The organism is Sinomonas mesophila (assembly GCF_001999765.1).
Classification (GTDB): Bacteria; Actinomycetota; Actinomycetes; order Actinomycetales; family Micrococcaceae; genus Sinomonas; species Sinomonas mesophila.
On sequence record NZ_MTIC01000008.1, the window covers coordinates 86,938 to 108,388 of the forward strand.

The following is a 21,451-nucleotide window of genomic DNA, read 5'->3' on the forward strand; positions in this document are numbered from 1 at the left end:
TTATCTTTTGTTAGAAACATGTTGATTATGTGAACCACTCGCCGCCCCTCGGCGGCGAGCACTGGGGGGAGGAAGGGCCATGCTGGCAGCGGAGCGGCACGCACGGATCGTGGCCGAGCTCGAGCAGCGCGAGGCCGTCCGCGTGGCGGAGCTCGCGACGGCGCTCGGGGTCTCGGAGATGACCATCCGGCGCGACATCGAGCACCTCGAGCAGCAGGGGCTCGCGCGCCGCGTCCACGGCGGTGCGGCCCGGCCGACCGACGTCGGCTTCGGCGAGCCCGGCTTCGCCGTCAAGAGCGAGCAGCGCCCCGACGTCAAGAGCGCGATCGCCGACCGCGCCCTCGAGCTCGTGCGCCCCGGCGCCACGATCTTCGTGACCGCGGGCACCACGACCTACGCCTTCGCCCACCTCCTCGCCGCGGTCCCGGACCTCACGGTCGCGACGAACTCGATCAAGGTCGCCGAGGCGCTCGGCGAGCCCGGCCACGGCGTCCGGACGATCCTCACGGGCGGCGAGCGCACGCCGTCGGAGGCCCTCGTCGGCCCGCTCGCGACGGCGACGCTCGCGCAGCTGCACGTCGAGACCTGCTTCATGGGCGTCCACGGACTGCACCCCCGCGCCGGCCTCACGACCCCCAACATGCTCGAGGCGGAGGTGAACCGCGCGGCCGCCGAGGCCGCGGCCAGGCTCGTGGTCCTCGCGGACCACAGCAAGTACGGGCTCGTGAGCCTCTCGCGCATCCTCCCGCTCGACGCGATCGACACCCTCATCACCGACGACGGCCTCTCCGCCGCGGCGCTCGACGAGCTGCGCCAGAGCGTGCCGGAGCTGATCGTCGCCCCCGTCCCCTGATCCCGCCCCCGCTTCCTCCCACCCTCCCACCCTGAGGACCGCCATGAGCCCCCATTCCCCCCACGTCACGAGCGCGCGGCTCGCCGACGGCCGCGAACTCATCTACTTCGACGACCCCGGCACGGGGCCCCGCACGCCGGTCCCCGACGCGCGGCCCCTGGCCGGGCGCGCCGCCCCCGGCCACGTGCGGTACGACGAGCTCAGCGGCGACTGGGTCGCCGTCGCCGCGCACCGCCAGAGCCGCACCCACCTGCCCCCGGCCGACGCGTGCCCGCTGTGCCCGACCACCCCCGCGAACGCCTCCGAGATCCCGGACCCGGACTACGACGTCATCGTGTTCGAGAACCGCTTCCCGTCCCTCGGCCCGGACGCCGCCGAGCTGCCCGCGGCGCTCCCCTGGGGCGAGACGGCCCCAGCCGTGGGGCGCTGCGAGGTCGTGTCCTTCACGTCCTCGCACACGGGCTCCTTCGGCGAGCTGCCCTACGAGCGGGCGCGCACCGTCGTCGAGGCCTGGTCGCACCGCACCGCGGCCCTGAGCGCCCTGCCGGGCGTGCGCCAGGTGTTCCCGTTCGAGAACCGCGGGGCGGAGATCGGCGTGACCCTGCACCACCCGCACGGGCAGATCTACGCCTACCCCTATGTCACGCCCCGCGCGGCGCAGCTCGGCGCCGTCGCGCGCCGCTTCTACGACGACGCCGGCGGACGCCAGACGCTCCTGGGGAGCCTCCTCGATCGCGAGCGCTCGGCGGGCGAGCGCATGGTCCTCGAAGGAGGCGCCTTCAGCGCCTACGTGCCCTTCGCGGCGCGCTGGCCCCTCGAGGTCCACCTCGTGCCGCACCGGCAGGTGGCCGACTTCGCCGAGCTCACGGGCGCGGAGAAGGACGAGCTCGCGGAGGTGTACCTGCGGCTCCTGCGCGGCCTCGACGCGCTCTACGACACCCCCACCCCCTACATCGCCGCGTGGCACCAGGCGCCGCTCGAGGCGTCGCTGCGCCCCGCCGGGCGCTTCCACCTCCAGCTGACCTCGCCGCGCCGCGCCGCGGACAAGCTCAAGTTCCTCGCCGGCTCCGAGGCCGCCATGGGCGCCTTCATCAACGACACGACGCCGGAGGAGGTCGCCGCCCGGCTCCGCGCCGCTGTCGGGGCTCAGCCGGTCCGGCCCGTCGCCGCGGAGCCGGGCGCCGACCTCGCAGGAAAGGCCCACGCATGAACACCCAGACCCCAGCCCCCGGCACCGAGAAGGTGCTGGGCGCCTTCTCTTCGGCGTTCGGCGGAGCGCCCGACGGCGTGTGGCAGGCACCCGGGCGCGTCAACCTGATCGGCGAGCACACCGACTACAACGAGGGCTTCGTCCTGCCCTTCGCGATCGACCTCGCCGCCCGCGTCGCCGTGCGCGTGCGGCCCGACCGGACCGTCCGGCTCCTGTCCACCTACGGGCGGCAGGGCGTCGTCGAGCTCGACCGCGACGCGCTCTCGCGCGAGTCCGCGACGGGCTGGACCGTCTACCCGGCGGGCGTCGTGTGGGCCCTCGCGGAGCACGGGGTCGACGTCCCGGGATTCGATCTGGTCCTCGACTCGGGCGTGCCGCTCGGCTCGGGGCTCTCGTCCTCGCACGCGATCGAGTGCGCCGTGGCGACGGCGCTCACCGAGCTGGCCGGGGCCGAGCTCGCGCCCGAGGAGCTCGTGCTCCTGACCCAGCGCGCCGAGAACGAGTTCGTCGGGGCCCCCACAGGGATCATGGACCAGTCCGCGTCCCTGCGCGGCGCTGCCGGCCATGCCGTCTTCCTCGACTGCCGGGACCAGAGCGTCGAGCTCATCCCGTTCGACGCCCCCGCGGCCGGGCTCACCGTCCTCGTCGTCGACACGAAAGTGTCGCATTCGCACGCCGACGGCGGCTACGCCAGCCGCCGTTCCGCATGCGAGCTCGGCGCCGAGGTCCTCGGCGTGGCCGCCCTGCGCGACGTCTCCTCGGCCGATCTGGCCGAGGCCCAGGGGCTACTCGACGACGTCACGTTCCGCCGCGTGCGCCACGTCGTGACGGAGGACGAACGCGTGCTGCGGACTGTGGAGATCCTGCGGTCCGAGGGCCCCGCCGCGATCGGGGCGCTGCTGGACGCGAGCCACGCCTCGATGCGGGACGACTTCGAGATCTCCTGCCCCGAGCTGGACCTGGCCGTCGAGACGGCCCGCTCGGCGGGCGCGATCGGCGCGCGCATGACCGGCGGCGGCTTCGGCGGCTCGGCCATCGCCCTCGTGCCGACGACGGCAGAGGGCCGCGTGCGCGAGGCCGTCACCGCCGCGTTCGCGGCGGCCGGCTACCGGGCCCCGGACCTCTTCGCGGTCTCGCCGGCCGACGGGGCGCGCCGCGTCGGCTGACCACCTGCCCAGGGCGGCGGCGCCCGCGAGGCCGCCCCCTCACCGACGCCCCGGAACGCAGATGCCCCGGACCATGCGGTCCGGGGCATCTGCTCACTGAAGAAGGCGGCGAGGCGAGGGATCCCCGCCGACCTGGCCAGAGGGTCAGTCGTTGCTGTTGAAGATGGCGAGGATGCGCAGGATCTCCGTGTAGAGCCAGACGAGCGTCACGGTCAGGCCGAATGCGGCCGTCCACGCGTAGCGGCGCGGGGCGCCGGCGCGCACGCCCTCTTCGATGCTGTTGAAGTCGAAGATGAGCGAGATGGCGGCCAGGACCACGGCGAAGAGGCCCACGATCACGCCGAGCGGGATGCCCATGACCTCGATGCCGCGCAGGCCCCATGGGCTTTCCACGGCGCCGAAGAGGACGAGGCCGAGGTTCACGAGGCTGAACGCGAGGTAGCCCACGATGGCGATGAGGAAGAACTTCATCAGGCCCGGCGTCGCGCGGACCTTGCCGCTCTTGTACAGGGCGAGGGTCACGCCCGTGACGACGATCGTGCCGAGCACGGCCTGGAGGCCCACGCCGGGCGCGAACGCGTCGACGAGGCGTGTGAGGCCGCCGAGGAAGAGTCCCTCGAGCGCGGCGTAGGCGAGGATGAGGCCCGCGACAGGCTCGCGCTTGAACGAGTTCACGAGGGCCAGGACGAAGCCGCCGATCGCGCCGAGGACCATGAGGCCGAGGGCTGCCCCGACCGGGACGGCGAGCGTCACAGCCGCGCCGAGGACCACGAGGCCCAGGCACGCGAGCGTCTTCATGATGACGTCGTCGTACGTCAGGCGGCCCGTCTCGACCGGGCCGGCGGACGGCGCCTTGTAGAGCTGGTCGAGCTGCTCGGGCGTCATCTGCTGCCCGTACGGCGCCTGGCCGTAGGGCTGCTGCTGGCCATAGGGCTGCTGCTGGCCGTAGGGCTGCCCATACGGCTGCTGCCCGTAGGGCTGCTGGCCATACGGTGCGTGCGGAATGGGAGGCGCGGTGGCCACGGCCTCCTTGAAGTTCTTCCCCCGGAAGACCGGGTTGCCCCCAAATGCCATGTGTCGGCTCCTTGTCCACGGCCTGCGGGTGGGCAGGCACTCACTCGTGAGATTGCGAGACGTTCTCGTGCGTCAACGCTACCAATGCCACGACCGGAGCGGGGCGAAAGTTCCCCGACGCTCCCCGGGATTCCCTAGGGCTCCCCGGGATTCCCTAGAATGGTGCGGTGCCACGCGAAGAGTCCGCCGTCCGTACGCCAGCCCAGTCCCCCGCGGACGGGGGCCCGGCGCGGCTGCCCCTGCGCATGCTCCACGACAGGATCCTCGTCGAGCTCGACCGCGAGGCCAGCGAGCGCCGTTCCGCCTCGGGCATCGTCATCCCGGCCACGGCCGTCCTCGGCAAGCGGCTCGCATGGGCGACCGTCGTGGCCGCGGGGCCGAGCGTGCGCCAGGTCGCCCTGGGCGACAGGGTCCTCTTCGATCCCGAGGACCGCGCCGAGGTCGAGGTCGCGGCGCACGACTACATCCTCCTGCGCGAGCGGGACCTCCACGCCGTCGCGGAGCGCGACGAGCCCTCGAGCTCCCTCGGCCTCTACCTCTGAGCCTCCTCTACCTCTGAGGCTTCCGCGGACGGCGTCCCGCCCCCAAGGGTTAGCGCCCAGCCTCCGTTTCCCGCGATTCGTTAGGCCCGGCTACGCCTCAGCGCAGGCTGGGCTCCACAGTTGTTACCGGATCGCGATCTAGCGCGGGCCCATGCCCTCATCCCATGAGGTTTACCGCGAGTAACATGACGTTCCAACGGGTGAGCCGTATCACACCCAGGGGGTCGATGCGGCGCGCCCGCCGCACCGAACGCAGGCTGGCCACGGCCAGCAGAACCCCCGGGAAGACGGAGGCCCCTACGTGAAAAGCACAGCCCTGGCCGCCCATCCGCCGCGTACGCCGCGGATGCTCGTGGCCGCAGGCGCCCTCCTCGGCGCCATCCTTGCAGTGCTGTTGGCGCTGGCACCGGCGGCCGTGGCGACAACCACGCCCTCCCCGTCCCCCAGCCCCTCACCGACCCAGTTCCAGAACACCATCACGGGCTTCCTGCGCAACGAGGGGCAGCCGCTCTCCGGCGTCGAGATCAAGGTCTCCGGCGAGGGCTTCGAGGGAACAGCGACCTCCACCCAGAACGGCTCGTGGTCCATCGGCGTCCCCACCCAGGGCACCTACACGCTCGAACTCGACGAGTCCACGCTCCCGCAGGGCATCAAGCTCGCCGAGGGGCAGGAGAACCCCAGGACGGTGACCTTCACCGGGACCTCGAACGTGAGCTCGATCTTCACCTTCGGCAGGGGCATCCAGATCGTCCAGGCGGACTTCGGGCAGCAGCTGCTCAACCGCCTCGTCGCTGGACTGAGCTTCGGGCTCCTGCTCGCCCTGGCCGCCGTCGGGCTCTCCCTCATCTTCGGGACCACGGGCCTGACCAATTTCGGCCACGGCGAGATGGTCACCCTCGGGGCCGTGGCCGTGTTCAGCCTCAGCGCGGCAGGCCTGCCCTTCTGGCTGGCGATCCTGCTCGCGCTCGCGGGCAGCGCCGCGTACGGCTACATCCAGGACGCCGGGCTCTGGAAGCCCCTGCGGCGACGCGGCACGGGCCTCGTGCCCATGATGATCGTCAGCATCGGCCTCGCCCTCGCGGTCCGCTACGTCATCCTCCTGTTCTTCGGCGGCTCGACCCAGCAGCTGCCCTATGCGCAGAGCCCGGACATCCAGCTCGGGCCGATCTCGATCTCGCCGAACAACCTCTGGTCGCTGCTCATCTCGGCGATCGTCATCGGCGCGATCGGCTTCGTCCTGCTCAAGACCCGCCTCGGGAAGGCCACGCGGGCCGTCGCGGACAACCCCGCGCTCGCCGCGGCGTCAGGCATCGACGTCGATGGCGTCATCCGGCTCGTGTGGGTCACGGGCGGCCTGCTCGCGGGCCTCGGCGGCATCCTCTGGGCGTACTACCGCCCCGGCGTGAACTTCGAGATGGGGCAGCAGATCCTCCTCATGATGTTCGCCGGCGTGACCCTCGGGGGCCTCGGAACCATCTTCGGCGCGCTCGTCGGCTCGGTCATCGTCGGCGTCTTCGTCGAGCTCACGACGGTCTTCGGGCTCACGGCCGACCTCAAGTACGTCGGCGCCCTCGTGATCATGATCGTCGTGCTCCTCTTCCGGCCGCAGGGCATCCTCGGCCGCCGCGAGCGAGTGGGCTGAAGGAGGCTCCCATGGACTACGGATTCGTTCTCAGCAGCGCCCTCGGGGAGATTGCAACCCCGACGACGGCGGCGTACGCGCTGGCCGCGCTCGGCCTCGCCGTCCACTTCGGCTACTCCGGCCTTCTCAATTTCGGGCAGGCGGGCTTCATGGCGGTCGGCGCCTACGGGTTCGCGATGACCACGATCCACTTCGGGGCGAGCTTCTGGATAGGGCTCCTCGTGGCCGTCGTGGCGTCGGTGGTCTTCGCGCTCATCCTCGGCATCCCGACGCTCCGGCTGCGCGCCGACTACCTCGCCATCGTGACCATCGCCGCAGCGGAGATCGTGCGCTACGTCGTCACAACCAACGCCCTGACCGACGTGACGGGGTCGGCTGACGGCCTTGCGGCGTTCCGCGAGGACTTCCTGCGCCTCAACCCGTTCCCCGAGGGGAACTACCTCGGCTACAGCAGCAACGACTTCTTCTACCGCTTCTTCGGCTGGGGCATCGTGATCGTCGCCTGCATCGCCATGTGGCTCCTCATGCGGAGCCCGTGGGGCCGGGTCCTCAAGGGCATCCGGGAGGACGAGCTGGCCGTCCGCTCGCTCGGCAAGAACGTGTACAAGTACAAGATGCAGGCCCTCATGATCGGCGGCATCCTCGGGGCCTTCGCGGGCATGATCTTCACGCTCCCGCGTGACGTCGTCCAGCCCGGCAACTATGGCACCGAGCTCACGTTCTTCCTGTGGACGTGCCTGCTCCTGGGTGGCATGTCCACGATCCTGGGCCCCGTGGCGGGGGCGATGATCTTCTGGGTCGTCCTGTCCCTGACCCAGGGGCTCCTCACGGGCCTCATCGAGTCGGGCGCCGTCACGTGGCTCTCGACGACCCAGGCCGGGCAGCTCCGCTACGTCCTCGTGGGCGTGGCGCTCATGCTGCTGATGATCTTCCGGCCGCAGGGCGTGTTCGGCAACAAGAAGGAGCTGGCATTCGCATGAGCAGCGCTGCAGAGTCCCCGCGGTCCGCGGGAAGCACGGAGCCCGAGGGCGTCCCGGACCACATGACGGACACCCGGCCCATCGCCACCGGGCCTGCTGGCCCCGGCTGCAAGAAGCGGGACCCGATCGTCGTCATGGACAACGTGAGCCGCAGCTTCGGCGGCATCAACGCCGTCGACGTCGAACATCTCGAAATCCCGCGGCACAAGATCACCGCCCTCATCGGCCCCAACGGCGCGGGCAAGACCACGCTCTTCAACCTGCTCACAGGCTTCGACACGCCCAACAGCGGCAGGTGGCAGTTCGAGGGCAACAACCTCGCGGGCGTCTCCTCGTACAAGGTCGCGAGGATGGGCATGATTCGCACGTTCCAGCTGACAAAGGTCATGGGCAAGCTCACGGTCATGGAGAACATGCGGCTCGGCGGCTCGGCCCAGCCGGGCGAGAGGCTCCGCAACGCCCTCTTCCGCGGCATCTGGGGCTCGCGGGAAAAGGAGATCACGGCCCACGCGGAGATGCTCTTGGCCAAGTTCAAGCTCGACGCGAAGCGGGATGACTACGCGGCCTCGCTCTCGGGCGGGCAGCGCAAGCTCCTCGAGATGGCGCGCTCGCTCATGGCAGACCCCAAATTGGTCATGCTCGACGAGCCTATGGCCGGCGTCAACCCCGCTCTCACTCAGAGCCTCCTGGACCACATCAAGGGCCTCAAGGCGGAGGGCATGACGGTCCTCTTCGTCGAGCACGACATGCAGGTGGTCCGGCACATCGCTGACTGGGTCGTCGTCATGGCCGAAGGCAAGATCGTGGCCGAGGGCCCGCCGGGCGAGGTCATGCGCGACCAGGCCGTCATCGACGCCTACCTCGGCGCCCACCACGAGGTCGACCTCGGCGCCGCGGGCGGCGTCAAGGCCCTCGAGGAGGAGCTCGCCCTGGACGAAGAGTCCATCGTCGGCACGGAGGACGCAGGGATCATCGCCCCCGAGGCGGTCCTCGGCGACGCCGAGGTGCTCCATGTGGACACCGAGAAGCGCGAGGAGGGCAGCAGGTGAGCGGGAAGCACGAAGCAGCAGCAAATGGGCCGGCAGGCGGCGCAGCCCAGCCCCGCCCCACGGGGACGGGCGCCGCGAAGGATGGCGCGACCCCGGGCGACGAGGTGGTGGTCAGCGTCACTGACCTCGTGGCCGGCTACCTCCCGGGCGTGAACATCCTCAACGGCTGCAACCTCGAGGCCCGCCGCGGCGAGCTCATCGGCATCATCGGCCCCAACGGCGCCGGCAAGTCGACGCTCCTCAAGGCCATGTTCGGGCTCGTCAAGGTGCACTCCGGATCGGTCGTCGTCCGCGGCAAGGAACTCACTGGCCTCAAGGCGAACAAGCTCGTGAGCCGGGGCGTGGGCTTCGTCCCCCAGACGAACAACGTCTTCACGACGCTCACGATCGAGGAGAACATGCAGATGGGCCTCTTCCAGAAGCCCAAGGCGTTCAAGGAGCGGTGGGACTTCGTCACCGAGCTCTTCCCCGAGCTCGGGCGGCGGCGGGCCCAGCGCGCGGGCTCCCTCTCGGGCGGCGAGCGGCAGATGGTCGCGATGGGCCGCGCCCTCATGATGGACCCCGCGGTGCTCCTGCTCGACGAGCCCTCGGCAGGCCTCTCCCCCGTCAAGCAGGACGAGACGTTCCTGCGCGTGCACGAGATCAACCGCGCGGGAGTCTCGGTCATCATGGTCGAGCAGAACGCCCGGCGCTGCCTGCAGATCTGCGACCGCGGCTACGTCCTCGATCAGGGCCGCGACGCCTACACGGGCACGGGCCGGGAACTCCTGAACGACCCCAAGGTCATCCAGTTGTACCTCGGCACGCTCGCGCAGACGCTCGAGGAGGAGGGCCGGTAGCGCTGACACGGGGAAGGCCCCGGATCCCTCACGGGACCGGGGCCTTCCTCTGCGTGCTGTCCCTCTCGGCCGAGGCGACTAGCCCAGCTTGCCGAATTCGGACTTGATCGGCTTGTTCTTGTTGTCCTCGCCGAACTCGTAGATGCCGATGAACGCCTCGGAGGGGTCGCCCGCATCCGTGAACGAGATCGGCCCGGAGTAGCCGTCGTAGTCGATGTCCTTGCCTTCGCGCAGGAGCGTGACGCACGAGGCGAAGCCCGTGCACTTCTCCCCGCCCTGGGACACCGCCTTGAGCTGCTGGGCGATGTCCGTGCCATCGACGCTCTTGGCCGCCTCGGAGGCGAGGGCGATGACGTTGACGGCGTCATAGGACTCGCCGGCGTAGTTGTAGTCCCTGAGCGCCGGGTCGATCTCCCTGAGGGCCGCCTGGAAGTCCGCCTTGGCGAACGTGCCCGGCTGCGTGCCGTGCGCGCCCACAAGCGTTCCGGGCTGGAAGTCCTTGCTGTAGTCGAGGGTATTGCCGTCCACGAGGAACAGCTGGTTGCCCTTGATGCCCTTGCCCGTCAGGAGCGGCAGGATCTGCTTGGCCTCGTCGAAGCTGATGACCGCGACCGCGTCGGGCTTCGCCGCGAGGACCTTGTCGACCTGCGTGCTGAACTGTGAGTCACCCGTGTTGTACAGCTCGGCCGCGACGACCTTGCCGCCGGCGCCCTCGAAGGCCTCGGTGACCGTCCTCTGCAGGCTCGTGCCGTAGGCGTCGTTCAGGACGATCATGCCGAGGGTCTGCACGCCGCACGAGGCGATGTAGTTGCCCAGGACGCGGCCCTGGAGGACGTCCGAGGGGGCGGTGCGCCAGTAGAGGCCCTTGTCGTCCCACGTCGTGAGGTCGGTTCCGGTGTTGGCCGGGGACATCTGCACGACCCCGGCGCCGGTGATCTGGTTGATCACGGTGCGCGTGACGGACGACGACGCCGCGCCGACGATCGCGCCCACGTCCTGGCCGAGCAGGTTGGTCACCGACTGGGTCGCGAGGTCGGTCTTGGTGTCGCCGGAGTCGCGGTGGATGACCTCGACCGGGTGGCCGAGCACGCCGCCGACGTCGTTGATGCGCTTGATGGCGTAGTTCACCCCGGCGATCTCGGGCGGGCCGAGGAACGCGAGGTTGCCGGTGACCGGCAGGAGCGAACCGATCTTCAGCGGCGTCTCGGACGTGGTCGTCGCAGCCGGGACGCTCGTGGGCTCCGCCGGAGACGTGCCGGCGCCGACCGGTTCAGAGGGCACGGGGCAGGCGACCCCCGCGGGAGCCGCGGTCGTGGTACCTGTGCCGGGCGGAGTTCCCGTAGGGCCTCCGCATGCGGTGGCCAAGAGAGCGACTCCCATTCCGAGCGCGGTCAGCTTCCCGGCTCGCGGCAGTGCCGAATGACGTGGAATCATGCGTATTCTCCTCCATGGGAGGGCAGCACCCCCCCGGATGCGAATCACAGGTGTCTCCTGATGGACACAGGCTAATTGAACGCTTAACCCTGAATACAGTGCTTCAGGTCACATCCTTGTAACGGCTCCTTGTGGGGGCTACGCATGCGTAACGGCCCGCTCCCCCGGGGCGGGAACGGGCCGTTTGACGCAGTGCCCCAGCAGGGACTCGAACCCTGACTGAGCGGATTTTAAGTCCGCTGCCTCTGCCGATTGGGCTACTGGGGCGCGCATCCAGCCTACCGGCCCTGGGCACCCGAGGGGGCTGGCGGCGGGGAGGACGACGGCGGCCGCCGCCTCGAGCGTGAGGCGACGGCCGCCGTCGTGGATGCCGTGGAAACGGGTGCCAGGCTCCTTGGCCTAGGCGCCGACCTTCTCCTTCTCCGGCGCGCTGGCGGGAACCGGAGCGGGGGCCGCGGCGGCCGGCTTGGGCGCCGGGCTGGCAGCCGCCTCGAAGGCCGCCCGCGGGTTGTCGAGGCCCTGCAGCGGGGTCGTGTCGCGGCCGACGAAGAGCGAGGAGAACCAGTCGAGGACAACGCGGAGCTTGCGCTCGAAGGTCGGGATCGCCATGCCGTGGTAGCCGCGGTGGGCGAGCCACGCGAGCGGGCCCTTGAGGCCGATCCGGCCCACGAGGTTGATGTTCGCGACGCCCTTCCAGGGCCCGAAACCCGCGACGGCGCCGAGGTTCTTGTGCTTGTAGTCGCCCATCGGCTTGTCCCAGCGGGAGGCCCACAGGTTCTTCGCGAGCTGCTGGGCCTGGCGCAGGGCGTGCTGCGCGTTGGGGACGCACGTGCCGTCCGGGAGGCCCAGGCCGGTGAGGTCCGGGACGGCGGCGATGTCGCCGGCGGCCCACGCGTTGTCGACGATTCCCTCGTCGCCGGCGATGCGCAGGTCGGGAAGGACCCGGACGCGGCCGCGCGGCTCGAGCGGGAAGTCGGTCGAGCGGACCATGGGGTTGGCCTGGACGCCGGCGGTCCAGATGAGCGTGTCGGCCTCGAACTCGTCGGCCGGGGACTTGTCCGGCATGTTGATGAGCTTGAGGGCGCCCTCGGCGCTCGCGAGGGACGTGTTGAGAAGGACCTCGACGCCGCGGCTCTGGAGGTGCTCGACGACCCACTCGGCCTGCTCGGCGGTGACCTCGGGCATGATGCGGCCCATGGCCTCGACCAGGACGAAGCGGACCTCCTCCTGGCGGACGCGGCCGTTGTTGCGCACGGCCTCGCGGGCGAGGTCCTCGAGCTCGGCGATGGTCTCGATGCCGGCGAAGCCGCCGCCGACGACGACGAAGGTCAGCGCGCGACGGCGCTCGGCCGGGTCGGTCGCGGTCGAGGCGAACTCGATGCGCTCCATGACCTGGTTGCGCAGCGCCACGGCCTCCTCGATCGTCTTGTTGCCGATGCCCTTCTCGGCCAGGCCGGGGATCGGGAACGTGCGCGTGATGGCGCCCGCAGCGAGGACGACGTCGACGTAGGGGATCTCGACCGAGCCCTGCCCGCCCGGCAGCGCCACGACGGCCTTGCGGTTCGCGTGGTCGATGGCCGTCACGGAGCCCTGGATCACCTCGGACTCCTTGAGGTGCTCGCGGAGCGAGACGACGGCGTGGCGCGCCTCGATGTTGCCGCCGGCCACCTCGGGCAGGAACGGCTGGTACGTCATGTAGGGAAGCGGATCCACGACCGTGACGATGCCGCCGGCCGTGGCGATCTTCTTCTGGAGGTTGAGGGCCACGTAGAGGCCGACGTAGCCGCCACCGACGACGAGGACGCGGGGGCGGTCGACAAGCTGGAGCGAGGAAGGCATGGCCTAAGCGTAGCAGCTTGTGAAAATATTCACTAGCTCGGGTCTGAATCCCCCAGACCGCCCCCTCCCGACGGCGCGAGATGGCGCCGCCGGGGCGAGCCGCCGTCGTCCGTGGAGCCCCGCTCGGAGGCGACGCGGCGCATGTGGAGCGCCCCGCCGAGGGCGATTGCGGCGATCACTGCGGCGCTGCCCAGCACGACGACGGGAGGCCACGCGTTGTCCGCCGAGGACGGCTCCCTCGGGGCGGGCGCGGCCGCCTCGGGGATGGCCTCCGCGCCCTGCGGGGGCGCCGCCGGCTCGCCCCCGGCGGGGGCGGGTGAGGCGGCAGCGCCGCGGCGGTGCACGCGGATCCAGTCCGCGATGGAGCCGAGCGGATTCGCGGCCACGGGCCCGACGTCGGCGGTCAGGGCGGCCTCGGCGTCGAGAACGCCCGATCCGTAGAGAGGGTCGTGGCCGGGAGAGCCCGCGTCCTTCGCCGTGCCGATGATGCGCTGGATGACCTGCGCGGCGCTCATGTCCGGCCATTTCGAGCGGATGAGCGCCGCGACGCCGGCCACGATCGGCGCGGCGCCGGACGTCCCGGCCCACTCGGCGTAGCCGTTCCCGGGCAATGCGCCGACGAGGTTCTCCGCGGGGGCCGCGACGCCGATGCTGATGCCCTGAGACGACGAGTCGACGCTCGCGACGCGCTGGCGGTCGAGGCCCGAGACGGTCAGAACCCCCGGGATCGTGGCGGGGGCGCCCACCTGGACGTTGCCGCCCTCGCGGTTGCCGGCCGCGGCGACGATCACGACATCCTTCTGCTCGGCGTACAGGAACGCTGAGTCCCAGCTCTGGGGCCATGCGGGCTGCGCGCTGCCGAGGGAGATGTTGATCACCTTGGCGCCCTGGTCGACGGCCCACCGGACCGCCGCGGGAATCTGCTCCTGGTCCGAGGGGCCCCCGGGGTTCGGGGAGCCGAGCCAGGCCGAGACCGCGAGGATCTGGGCCTCCGGAGCGACGCCGATGACGCCGTCAGGCCCGCCCGCGGGGTCGCCCTCCTTGGCCTTCCCGGCGTGCCCGCGGCCCGCGAGCATCGACGCGACGAGCGTCCCGTGCTCCGTGCGCGAGCCGATGGGCTTCTGGCCGTCGGGGTTCCCGGCGCCGGAGGCGTCGTGCCCGCCGACGACGACCCCGCGCAGATCCGGGTGGGCGCCGTCGACGCCGCTGTCGATCACGGCGACCTTGACCCCGGCGCCCTTGGACACCGCCCAGGCCTTCTCGATCCCATACTCGGCGAGCCAGTACTCACGGTCCCTGATGCTGTCCGCCGCCGCGGGGGCGGCCCCGAGGAGGGCCAGCGGCGCGAGCGGGACCAGGGCTGCCAAGACTGCCAGAACTGCGAGCGCGCGGCGGATCACAGGCCGGCACCTGCCGCGGCGCTCAGGGCGATGCCATCGAGGATATCGTGCTCGCTCGTCACGGCGGTCGCGATGCGTCCCTCGGTGAGCTCGGCCAGGCGCACGAGGATGCGACGCCACACGAGGGCGCCGGCGCCGATGACGTCGACCCGCCCCGGGTGCATGTACCGCAGGGCGGCCCGCTCGTCGTGGGTGAGCGACAGGAGCGACGAGCACGCGTCGGCCACGTCGGCGAGCGGCAACTCGGCCCCGTGGATCCGCTCGGGCTGGTAGGAGGGCAGGCCGAGGGCGTGCGCGGTGATGGTCGTGATCGAGCCGGCGACGCCGATGACGGCCGTCGCGCGGCCGAGGGGCACCTCGGCGAGGGCCTCGTCGATGCCGCGGTCGACGTCGTGCTCCGCCGCCGCGATCTCCTCCGGGGTGGGTGGGTCGGAGCGGAGGTGCCGCTCCGTGAGCCGCACGCAGCCGATGTCGACCGAGCGGGCCGCGATCACGCCGGCGGCGTCGCCGAGGACGAACTCGGTGCTGCCGCCGCCGAGGTCGACGACGAGCACGGGCTGCCCGGCAGCGAGGCCCAGGACGCTCGCGGCGCCGGCGAAGCTCAGCGAGGCCTCCTCGGCCCCGCTGGCCACCTCGGGGGCCACGCCGAGGCGCGCGCGGATGCCGGCGGCGAACTCGTCGCGGTTGCGGGCGTCGCGGGTGGCCGACGTCGCGACGAAGCGGACCCGCTCGGCCCCCAGCTCGCGGATCACCGCGGCGTAGTCCTCAGTCGCGGCGAACGTGCGTTCGAGGGCCTCGGGAGCCAGGACGCCGCTCGCGTCGACGCCCTGGCCGAGCCGGACGATGCGCATCTCGCGGTGGACGTCGACGAGCCTCTCCGGACCGCCCTGCGCGGCCGCGCCCGGCTCCGACACGGTGTCTGCGACGAGCAGACGGATCGAGTTGGTCCCGCAGTCGATGCCTGCGACCCTCATGCTGTGCCCTCCTGGCCCGGGGCCTCCCCCGCTCGTTCGTGTGCTGTGCCGTCCTGCACGGCTTCCTTTGCTGCGTCGTGCGCTGCATCCTGTGCCGCGCGGCGCACCGGGGCCGGCCGGCCGGTCATCGACGGCAGGCCCTGCGGCCCGTGCCGCGACAGGTCCTTGTCCGGGGTCGGGCCGGCGGTGTCCCACGCGCCCTCGCAGTAGCAGCGGTCCCGCGTCCACCACTCGGCGATGCCCGCGATGGCCTCGTCGCCGAGGGGGTTGACCCCCTCCCCCATCGCGAGCGACTGGCCGACGAGGACGTGCAGGCACTTGACGCGGGTGGGCATGCCGCCGGCCGAGACGCCGTCGATCTCCGGCACCGGGCCCGTCCCGGCGCGGCGGCCGATCTCGGCGCGCGCGGCGAGGTAGGCCTCATGGGCCCCGCGGTACGCGGCCGCGAGGTCCTGATCCGCGGTGAGCCGGTCGTTCATCTCGTTCATCACGCCGGCGGCCTCGAGCCGCGAGACCGCGGAGGTGACGACGGGGTGCGTGAGGTAGAAGGTCGTCGGGAAGGGTGTGCCGCTGGACAGGCGCGGCGCCGTCGCGGCCACGAGCGGGTTGCCGCACACGCACCGCGCGGGGATCGCGACGACGTCGCGCACGGGCCGTCCGAGCTGCCGGCTGAGCACCTCGAGGTCGTCCGCGCTGGGCTCGTCGGCGGTCGTCATGGGGAACTCGGTCACTTCTCTGGAGGTCCTTGCTGTCGGTCGGTGGCGGGCGGGCCCGCAGGGGGCGCCGCCGCGCCCGGTCGGGGACGTCAGTCGGTCGCGGCGCGGCGCAGCGAGTCCCAGACGCCCGCCAGCCAGGGCTGATCCTGGTCGCCCTGCGCGGACGGGCCCGAGCTGGCCGCGGACGGGCTGCCCGCGTCGCCGAACACCCAGTAGGAGGTCTCGCCGGGCATGACCATGTTAATGCGGTCCCGGGCCTGCTGCTTGACGTAGTTCGGGTCCTCCCAGCGGGAGATCTCCTGGCGCAGGCCCTCCTGCTCCGCCCGCTTCGACGCGATGTCCGCCTCGAGCGCGCTGATCTCCGCCCGCTGGTTGAGGAAGACGCGCACGGTCGGCGCGAGCATGACCGTGATCGCCACGAGCACGACCGCGAGGGCCAGCATCCGGCCGGAGAAGGCCCGCGCGGGGACGGGCCCGGCGTCGTGCGCCGCATCGGAGGACGACGGCGGCGCCGCGGCCGTGCGCGGGGGCGGCGCGGCCGCGCGGGTGGCGCGGGGACGCCCGGGCGAGGTGCCGCGCGGGTGGATGCCCGCGGCGGATGCGGCGCCCTCGGGGGGCCCGGGCGAGGGCTCGGGGCGCTTCGCGGCGCGCGCGTTGCCCGTCGTGCGGGGCACGGCCGGTCGACGCGTGGCCATAGAGCTCCTTGTCACGGGCTGGGCGCCACAACGGCAGCGCCGCGGCGGCAGTGGTCTCGTTCAACCATAGCCGCCGCGGCGCATCATCCGCCCCAGCGTCGAGCGGGAGTGTCAGCCCTTGAAGCGCGGGAAGGCACTGCGGCCGGCGTAGCGCGCGGCGTCGTCGAGCTCCTCCTCGATGCGCAGGAGCTGGTTGTACTTCGCGACGCGCTCGGAGCGGGCCGGGGCGCCGGTCTTGATCTGGCCGGCGTTCGTGGCCACGCAGATGTCCGCGATCGTCGTGTCCTCGGTCTCGCCGGAGCGGTGGGACGTGATCGTGGTGTAGCCCGAGCGCTGGGCGAGGGACACGGCGTCGAGCGTCTCGGTGAGCGAGCCGATCTGGTTCACCTTCACGAGCAGCGAGTTCGCCGTGTTCGCGTCGATGCCCTGCTGGAGGCGCTCGGGGTTGGTGACGAAGAGGTCGTCGCCCACGAGCTGGACCTTGTCGCCGATCGTGTCGGTGAGGACCTTCCAGCCCTCCCAGTCGTTCTCGTCGAGCGGGTCCTCGATCGAGACGAGGGGGAAGTCGGCGACGAGCTCGGCGTAGTACGAGCTCATCTCGGCGGCGGAGAGGGACTTGCCCTCGAACTGGTAGGCGCCGTCCTTGTAGAACTCGGAGGAGGCGACGTCAAGGGCGAGCGCGATGTCCTTGCCCGGGGTGTAGCCGGCCTTCTGGATCGCCTCGGTGATGAGCTCGAGCGCAGCGCGGTTGCTCGGCAGGTTCGGGGCGAAGCCGCCCTCGTCGCCGAGGCCCGTGGAGAGGCCCTTGTCCTTGAGGACGCTCTTGAGGTTGTGGTAGACCTCGACGCCCCAGCGGAGGCCCTCGGAGAAGGTCTCGGCGCCGATCGGGGCGATCATGAACTCCTGGATGTCCACATCGGAGTCCGCGTGCGAGCCGCCGTTGAGGATGTTCATGAGCGGCACGGGCAGGACGTGCGCGTTCGGGCCGCCGAGGTACTTGTAGAGCGGCAGGTTGGCCGAGTCGGCGGCCGCGTTGGCGACGGCGAGGGAGACGCCGAGAATCGCGTTCGCGCCGAGGTTGGACTTGTTGGCGGTCCCGTCGAGGTCGATCATCGCCTGGTCGATCGCGCGCTGGTCGGTCGCGTCGAAGCCCTCGAGGGCCGGGGCGATCTGGTCGAGCACGGCCTCGACGGCCTGCTGGACGCCCTTGCCGAGGTAGCGGCCCTTGTCGCCGTCGCGGCGCTCCACGGCCTCGAACTCGCCCGTCGAGGCGCCCGAGGGCACGGCGGCGCGGCCCAGGGAACCGTCGCTCAGCAGGACCTCGACCTCGACCGTCGGGTTGCCGCGGGAGTCCAGGATCTCGCGGGCGTGGATGGCATCGATAAGCGCCATGGATGTGCTCCTCGGTAAATGGAACGTGCAAGACGAACGGGGCAATTCAGGGTGACCACCCGTGTCGGTCCCCAGACTAGTCGGCCCGCAGCGCCAGCCGCGACCTTGTGACGCACCCCCTGCGGACCTACCGCGGCTTGGATCGGTTCAAAGGCGGGCGACGGCGGCGCGCAGCGCCCTTTCGGCGTCGAGCCCACGCGCCCGGGCCGCCCGCACGACGTCGAGGAGGAAGTCCCCGAGCTGGTCCTCTGTGGCAAACGCCGCACCCAACCCCGCCGAGGTGGGGGCCTGAGACGCCGAGGTGGGGGCCTCTGACGCCCAAGTGGGGTCCTGGGACACTGGGGTCGGGCCCTGGACCCGTTCGGCAGCGGCAGCGGCATCGAGGGCCCTGCGTCGCTCGGCCCGCCCGAGCGCCTTCTGCGCGAGCGCGAGCGCGGGCAGGTGGCGCGGGAGCCCCTCGAGCGTCCCCGGCCCGACGAGCCGGGGCGAGTCGCGCTCGTCGGCCCCGACTGCCTTGGCCGCCTTCTCCTGCCGCTTGGCCTCGTCCCACGAGGCGATGATCTCCTCGATCGTCGCCGGGAAGCTCGGCTGGAGCCCGCCGTCGGGCGTGAAGACGTGCCGGTTGCGGCGCACCATCTTCGCGGTGAGCGCCTCCGCGACGCCGTCGAGGTCGAACGCGCCGCGCTCCCGGGCGATCTCCGCGTGCAGGACGATCTGGAGGAGCAGGTCCGCGAGCTCGCCGCGGAGCTCCTCCTCGGGGTGCCCGTCCTCGATCGCCTCGACGAGCTCGTAGGACTCCTCGATGAGGTACGTCACGAGCGAGGCGTGCGTGAGCGCCGCCGTCCACAGGCAGTGCTCGCGCAGGAGTCGGATGACCTCCACGAGACGGTCGACGGCGGCGCTCACCCTTCGCCCTGCCTACTCGGCCAGGTTGGCGTACGCCTGGTTGATGTACTCGACGAGGTCCTCGCGGTCCTCGAGCGGCAGGAAGGCGGCCTCGGCGGCGTTGAGCGTGAGCTCGAGCAGATCGTCGAGGTCGTAGTCGAAGGCCTCGATGAGCAGCTCGAACTCATCCGTGAGCGTCGTTCCGCTCATGAGGCGGTTGTCCGGGCTCACGGTGACGTTGAAGCCCAGCTCGAAGAGCATGTCGATCGGGTGGTCGAGGATGTCCTCTCCCCACTGCTCGATCGCACCGGTCTGGAGGTTCGACGACGGGCACACCTCGAGCGGGATGCCGCGGTCGCGCACCCACGACGCGAGCGAGCCGAGGGTGACGTCGAGGATCGGCACACCGTCGTCGTCGACCTCGTCGGTCGAGTCGACGGTGATGTCCTCGGCGATCCGCACGCCGTGGCCCAGGCGCAGGGCCCGGCCGTCGACGAGCGCGGACTGGATGCTCCCGAGACCGGCCGCCTCGCCCGCGTGCACGGTCGCGGGGAAGTTGTTCTGCGCGAGGTAGGTGAAGGCCTCGGCGAAGCGCGAGGGCGGGAAGCCGTCCTCGGCGCCCGCGATGTCGAAGCCGACGGCGCCGCGGTCGCGGTGGCGGACGGCGAGCTCGGCGATCTCCTGGCCGCGGTCGGCGTGCCGCATGGCGGTGATGAGCTGGCCGACGGCGATGACGCGCCCGGTCTCCTCGATCGCGGCCATGCCGTCCTCGAGCCCGGCCTGGACGGCCTCGACGGCCTGGTCGAGGCTGAGCCCGCGCGTGAGGTGCTGCTCCGGCGCCCAGCGCACCTCGCCGTACACGACGCCGTCGTCCGCGAGGTCCTCGACGAACTCGCGGGCCACGCGCCGCAGGCCGGCCTCGGTCTGCATGACGGCAATCGTGTGGTCAAAGGTCTCGAGGTAGCGCGGGAGCGAGCCGGAATCGGCCGCCTCGCGGAACCACTCGCCCAGGGCCACCGGGTCCGTGGACGGGAGCGTGTGCCCGATCTCGGCGGCAAGCTCGATGATCGTCGCGGGGCGCAGGCCGCCGTCGAGGTGGTCGTGGAGGGAGACCTTGGGCAGGCTCCGCAGGTCGAAGGTCAGGTCCGGCGCAGCGTGGATGTTCGGCTCAGTCACGCTCCAACTCTAGTCACCGATGGAGCGGGACGTTTCAGGCACGCGCGGAGCGTAGTCGTCGGGGGCGGCGCTCGGGCGGGCCGCCTGCTCGCGCTCGTGCTCCGCCGTGGCCTCGGCGGCCGCCTTGCGCGCGTCGACCGTATCGCGCCAGCGGTGGAACAGGGTGATCGCGTGGTCGAGGACCACACCGAGGACGACGGCGAACACGACGGCAACGAGGACGCCCAGGAGCGGGCTGTCGTGCAGCCACGGGAAGGAGCTGGCGAGGAGCCCGACGCCCACGGAGTAGCCGACCCACGTGAGGCACGCGAACGCGTCGAGCCAGAAGAAGGTGCGGTGGCGGAAACGGGTCGTGCCCGCGACGTAGTTGACGGCCACGCGGCCCCACGGGACGTAGCGCGCCGTGAAGATCAGGACGGCGCCGCGCTTGTCGAGTTCGTGCCGTGCCCAGGCGAAGACCTTCTGCACCTTGCGCCGGCGCATCCATTTCCAGCGGTCGGTGCCGATCTTGCGCCCGAGGAGGTAGGCCATGTTGTCGCCCGCGATGGCGCCGATGAGCGCGGTCGTGCCCAGGATCCACAGGTTCGGCTCGCCGCTGTGCCGCCAGTAGGCCGCGAGGGCGACGATGAGCGTTTCGCTCGGAGCGACCATGGCGAACCCGTCAACGAAGAAGAAGCCGAGCAGAATCGGGTAGATCCACCACTGCCCTGCGGCATGGAGGATCACTTCATTGATGCTGTCCAGCATGCCGGGGCGCTCCTTGACGAATGTGACTTGATTCAGTGTCGCACGCTGTGTTTGGACCCGTCATCAGCCTTGGGGAGGATCCGTCGGGAGGCGTGTCTCGGCGGGCGTGGCGGGCTCCGGCTCCTCCTCGATGGGGAGCGTGCCGCGCACCCGGGAGATGACGATGTCGATGGCGATTCCGAGCGCGACGGCGCAGACGATGGCGATGGTCGCGCCGATCAGGTGGTTGCCCTTGAACCACTGCCCGAAGAACAGGCCGATGAACACCGAGTAGCCCGCCCAGAGCACCGCGGAGAGCGCCGTGAGCGGCACGAAGCGGCTGCGCGGATAGTGGGTGGCCCCCGCGGTGAAGTTCACCGCGACGCGGCCCACGGGGATGAAGCGGGCCACCATGATGAGGGAGGCCGCGCGCTTGCGCAGCTCGCGCCCGGCCCAGCGGAACGCGGCCTGCATGCGCAGCGATCGCATCCACCGCCAGCGGTGCACGCCGACGGCCCGGCCGATCGTGTAGGCGATGTTGTCCCCCACGAACGCCCCCACGGCGGCGGCGCAGAACAGGGCCCACGCGTTGGGCAGCCCGGCCGACGCCGCGACGGAGGAGAGCCCGACGACGAGCGACTCGCTCGGCACGGGCGGGAAGAACCCGTCGATGGTGCAGAACGCGAAGAGGACGATCGGCACCCATCCCTGCCCGGCGGCCGCCAGGATCGCCTCGTTGATCTGCTCCATCACCCCTGCAGTGTCCCATGGGGAACCGGTCCCACGGTCCCCGCGGTACGGCGATTCAGGGCGCCCTCAGGGGCGGCTCAGGGACCTCCCCCAGATCTGGCCCCCGCCG

20 protein-coding genes and 1 tRNA gene are annotated in these 21,451 nt (G+C 71.4%); 8 read left to right on the plus strand and 13 right to left on the minus strand.

Going from position 1 to position 21,451, the window contains the following annotated elements; genetic code table 11:
- Positions 1–79 precede the first annotated feature (79 nt).
- From BV907_RS13775 to galK, 3 genes are read left to right on the plus strand one after another with little or no spacing between them, the layout of a single operon-like run.
- A complete protein-coding gene (locus BV907_RS13775) occupies positions 80–853 on the plus strand; it encodes a DeoR/GlpR family DNA-binding transcription regulator (protein ID WP_077490316.1) in 774 nt (257 codons plus the stop codon).
- A gap of 43 nt (positions 854–896) precedes the next feature.
- On the plus strand, positions 897–2,063 hold the full coding sequence (gene galT / locus BV907_RS13780) for a galactose-1-phosphate uridylyltransferase (RefSeq protein WP_077490317.1): 1,167 nt from the start codon (positions 897–899) through the stop codon (positions 2,061–2,063).
- A complete protein-coding gene (gene galK / locus BV907_RS13785) occupies positions 2,060–3,229 on the plus strand; it encodes a galactokinase (protein ID WP_077490318.1) in 1,170 nt (389 codons plus the stop codon). Before galT ends, galK begins: the two co-directional genes overlap by 4 nt.
- 144 nt (positions 3,230–3,373) lie before the next feature.
- Here the strand turns inward: galK and BV907_RS13790 are convergent, their stop codons facing one another.
- Positions 3,374–4,303 carry a Bax inhibitor-1/YccA family protein gene (locus BV907_RS13790; RefSeq protein WP_077490319.1) on the minus strand — a complete coding sequence of 310 codons (930 nt, stop codon included), beginning with the start codon at positions 4,301–4,303 and terminating at the stop codon, positions 3,374–3,376.
- Positions 4,304–4,548: 245 nt separating this feature from the next.
- Between BV907_RS13790 and BV907_RS13795 the strand changes: the two genes are divergently transcribed.
- The 5 genes from BV907_RS13795 to BV907_RS13815 all read left to right on the plus strand — a co-directional run bounded on the left by BV907_RS13795 (position 4,549) and on the right by BV907_RS13815 (position 9,355).
- A complete protein-coding gene (locus tag BV907_RS13795; RefSeq protein WP_077490465.1) occupies positions 4,549–4,845 on the plus strand; it encodes a GroES family chaperonin in 297 nt (98 codons plus the stop codon).
- Between the two features lie 346 nt (positions 4,846–5,191).
- Positions 5,192–6,487 (plus strand): branched-chain amino acid ABC transporter permease, encoded by a 1,296-nt coding sequence (locus BV907_RS13800; protein ID WP_077490320.1) that lies wholly within the window; start codon positions 5,192–5,194, stop codon positions 6,485–6,487.
- An 11-nt stretch (positions 6,488–6,498) separates the two neighbouring features.
- Positions 6,499–7,467: a branched-chain amino acid ABC transporter permease gene (locus tag BV907_RS13805; RefSeq protein ID WP_077490321.1), complete on the plus strand. Its 969-nt coding sequence runs from the start codon at positions 6,499–6,501 to the stop codon at positions 7,465–7,467.
- A complete protein-coding gene (locus BV907_RS13810; RefSeq protein WP_077490322.1) occupies positions 7,464–8,516 on the plus strand; it encodes an ABC transporter ATP-binding protein in 1,053 nt (350 codons plus the stop codon). The genes BV907_RS13805 and BV907_RS13810 overlap by 4 nt, the downstream gene beginning before the upstream one ends.
- 104 nt (positions 8,517–8,620) lie before the next feature.
- Positions 8,621–9,355 carry an ABC transporter ATP-binding protein gene (locus BV907_RS13815; protein WP_077490323.1) on the plus strand — a complete coding sequence of 245 codons (735 nt, stop codon included), beginning with the start codon at positions 8,621–8,623 and terminating at the stop codon, positions 9,353–9,355.
- Between the two features lie 78 nt (positions 9,356–9,433).
- Here the strand turns inward: BV907_RS13815 and BV907_RS13820 are convergent, their stop codons facing one another.
- The 12 genes from BV907_RS13820 to BV907_RS13875 all read right to left on the minus strand — a co-directional run bounded on the left by BV907_RS13820 (position 9,434) and on the right by BV907_RS13875 (position 21,342).
- On the minus strand, positions 9,434–10,789 hold the full coding sequence (locus BV907_RS13820) for an ABC transporter substrate-binding protein (protein WP_077490324.1): 1,356 nt from the start codon (positions 10,787–10,789) through the stop codon (positions 9,434–9,436).
- Positions 10,790–10,982: 193 nt separating this feature from the next.
- A tRNA-Leu gene (locus BV907_RS13825) sits at positions 10,983–11,056 on the minus strand.
- Positions 11,057–11,188: 132 nt separating this feature from the next.
- Positions 11,189–12,628, minus strand: a complete 1,440-nt coding sequence (locus BV907_RS13830) for an NAD(P)/FAD-dependent oxidoreductase (protein WP_077490325.1) — start codon at positions 12,626–12,628, stop codon at positions 11,189–11,191.
- Positions 12,629–12,660: 32 nt separating this feature from the next.
- Entirely contained in the window at positions 12,661–13,995 is a 1,335-nt protein-coding gene (locus BV907_RS13835; RefSeq protein ID WP_245827984.1) for a S8 family serine peptidase, read from the minus strand.
- A 29-nt stretch (positions 13,996–14,024) separates the two neighbouring features.
- The gene (locus tag BV907_RS13840; RefSeq protein WP_077490327.1) at positions 14,025–15,002 is read right to left on the minus strand and encodes a Ppx/GppA phosphatase family protein; all 978 of its coding nucleotides are present in this window, start codon (positions 15,000–15,002) and stop codon (positions 14,025–14,027) included.
- On the minus strand, positions 14,999–15,718 hold the full coding sequence (locus BV907_RS13845) for a DUF501 domain-containing protein (protein WP_077490466.1): 720 nt from the start codon (positions 15,716–15,718) through the stop codon (positions 14,999–15,001). Before BV907_RS13845 ends, BV907_RS13840 begins: the two co-directional genes overlap by 4 nt.
- Before the next feature lie 89 nt (positions 15,719–15,807).
- A complete protein-coding gene (locus tag BV907_RS13850) occupies positions 15,808–16,413 on the minus strand; it encodes an FtsB family cell division protein (protein ID WP_077490328.1) in 606 nt (201 codons plus the stop codon).
- A 111-nt stretch (positions 16,414–16,524) separates the two neighbouring features.
- On the minus strand, positions 16,525–17,805 hold the full coding sequence (gene eno, locus BV907_RS13855; protein ID WP_077490329.1) for a phosphopyruvate hydratase: 1,281 nt from the start codon (positions 17,803–17,805) through the stop codon (positions 16,525–16,527).
- A gap of 147 nt (positions 17,806–17,952) precedes the next feature.
- A complete protein-coding gene (locus BV907_RS13860; RefSeq protein WP_077490330.1) occupies positions 17,953–18,711 on the minus strand; it encodes a MazG nucleotide pyrophosphohydrolase domain-containing protein in 759 nt (252 codons plus the stop codon).
- A gap of 12 nt (positions 18,712–18,723) precedes the next feature.
- Positions 18,724–19,866, minus strand: a complete 1,143-nt coding sequence (locus tag BV907_RS13865; protein ID WP_077490331.1) for an adenosine deaminase — start codon at positions 19,864–19,866, stop codon at positions 18,724–18,726.
- A gap of 9 nt (positions 19,867–19,875) precedes the next feature.
- On the minus strand, positions 19,876–20,610 hold the full coding sequence (locus BV907_RS13870) for a DedA family protein (RefSeq protein WP_175637478.1): 735 nt from the start codon (positions 20,608–20,610) through the stop codon (positions 19,876–19,878).
- Positions 20,611–20,676: 66 nt separating this feature from the next.
- The gene (locus BV907_RS13875) at positions 20,677–21,342 is read right to left on the minus strand and encodes a DedA family protein (protein ID WP_077490332.1); all 666 of its coding nucleotides are present in this window, start codon (positions 21,340–21,342) and stop codon (positions 20,677–20,679) included.
- Positions 21,343–21,451 lie beyond the last annotated feature (109 nt).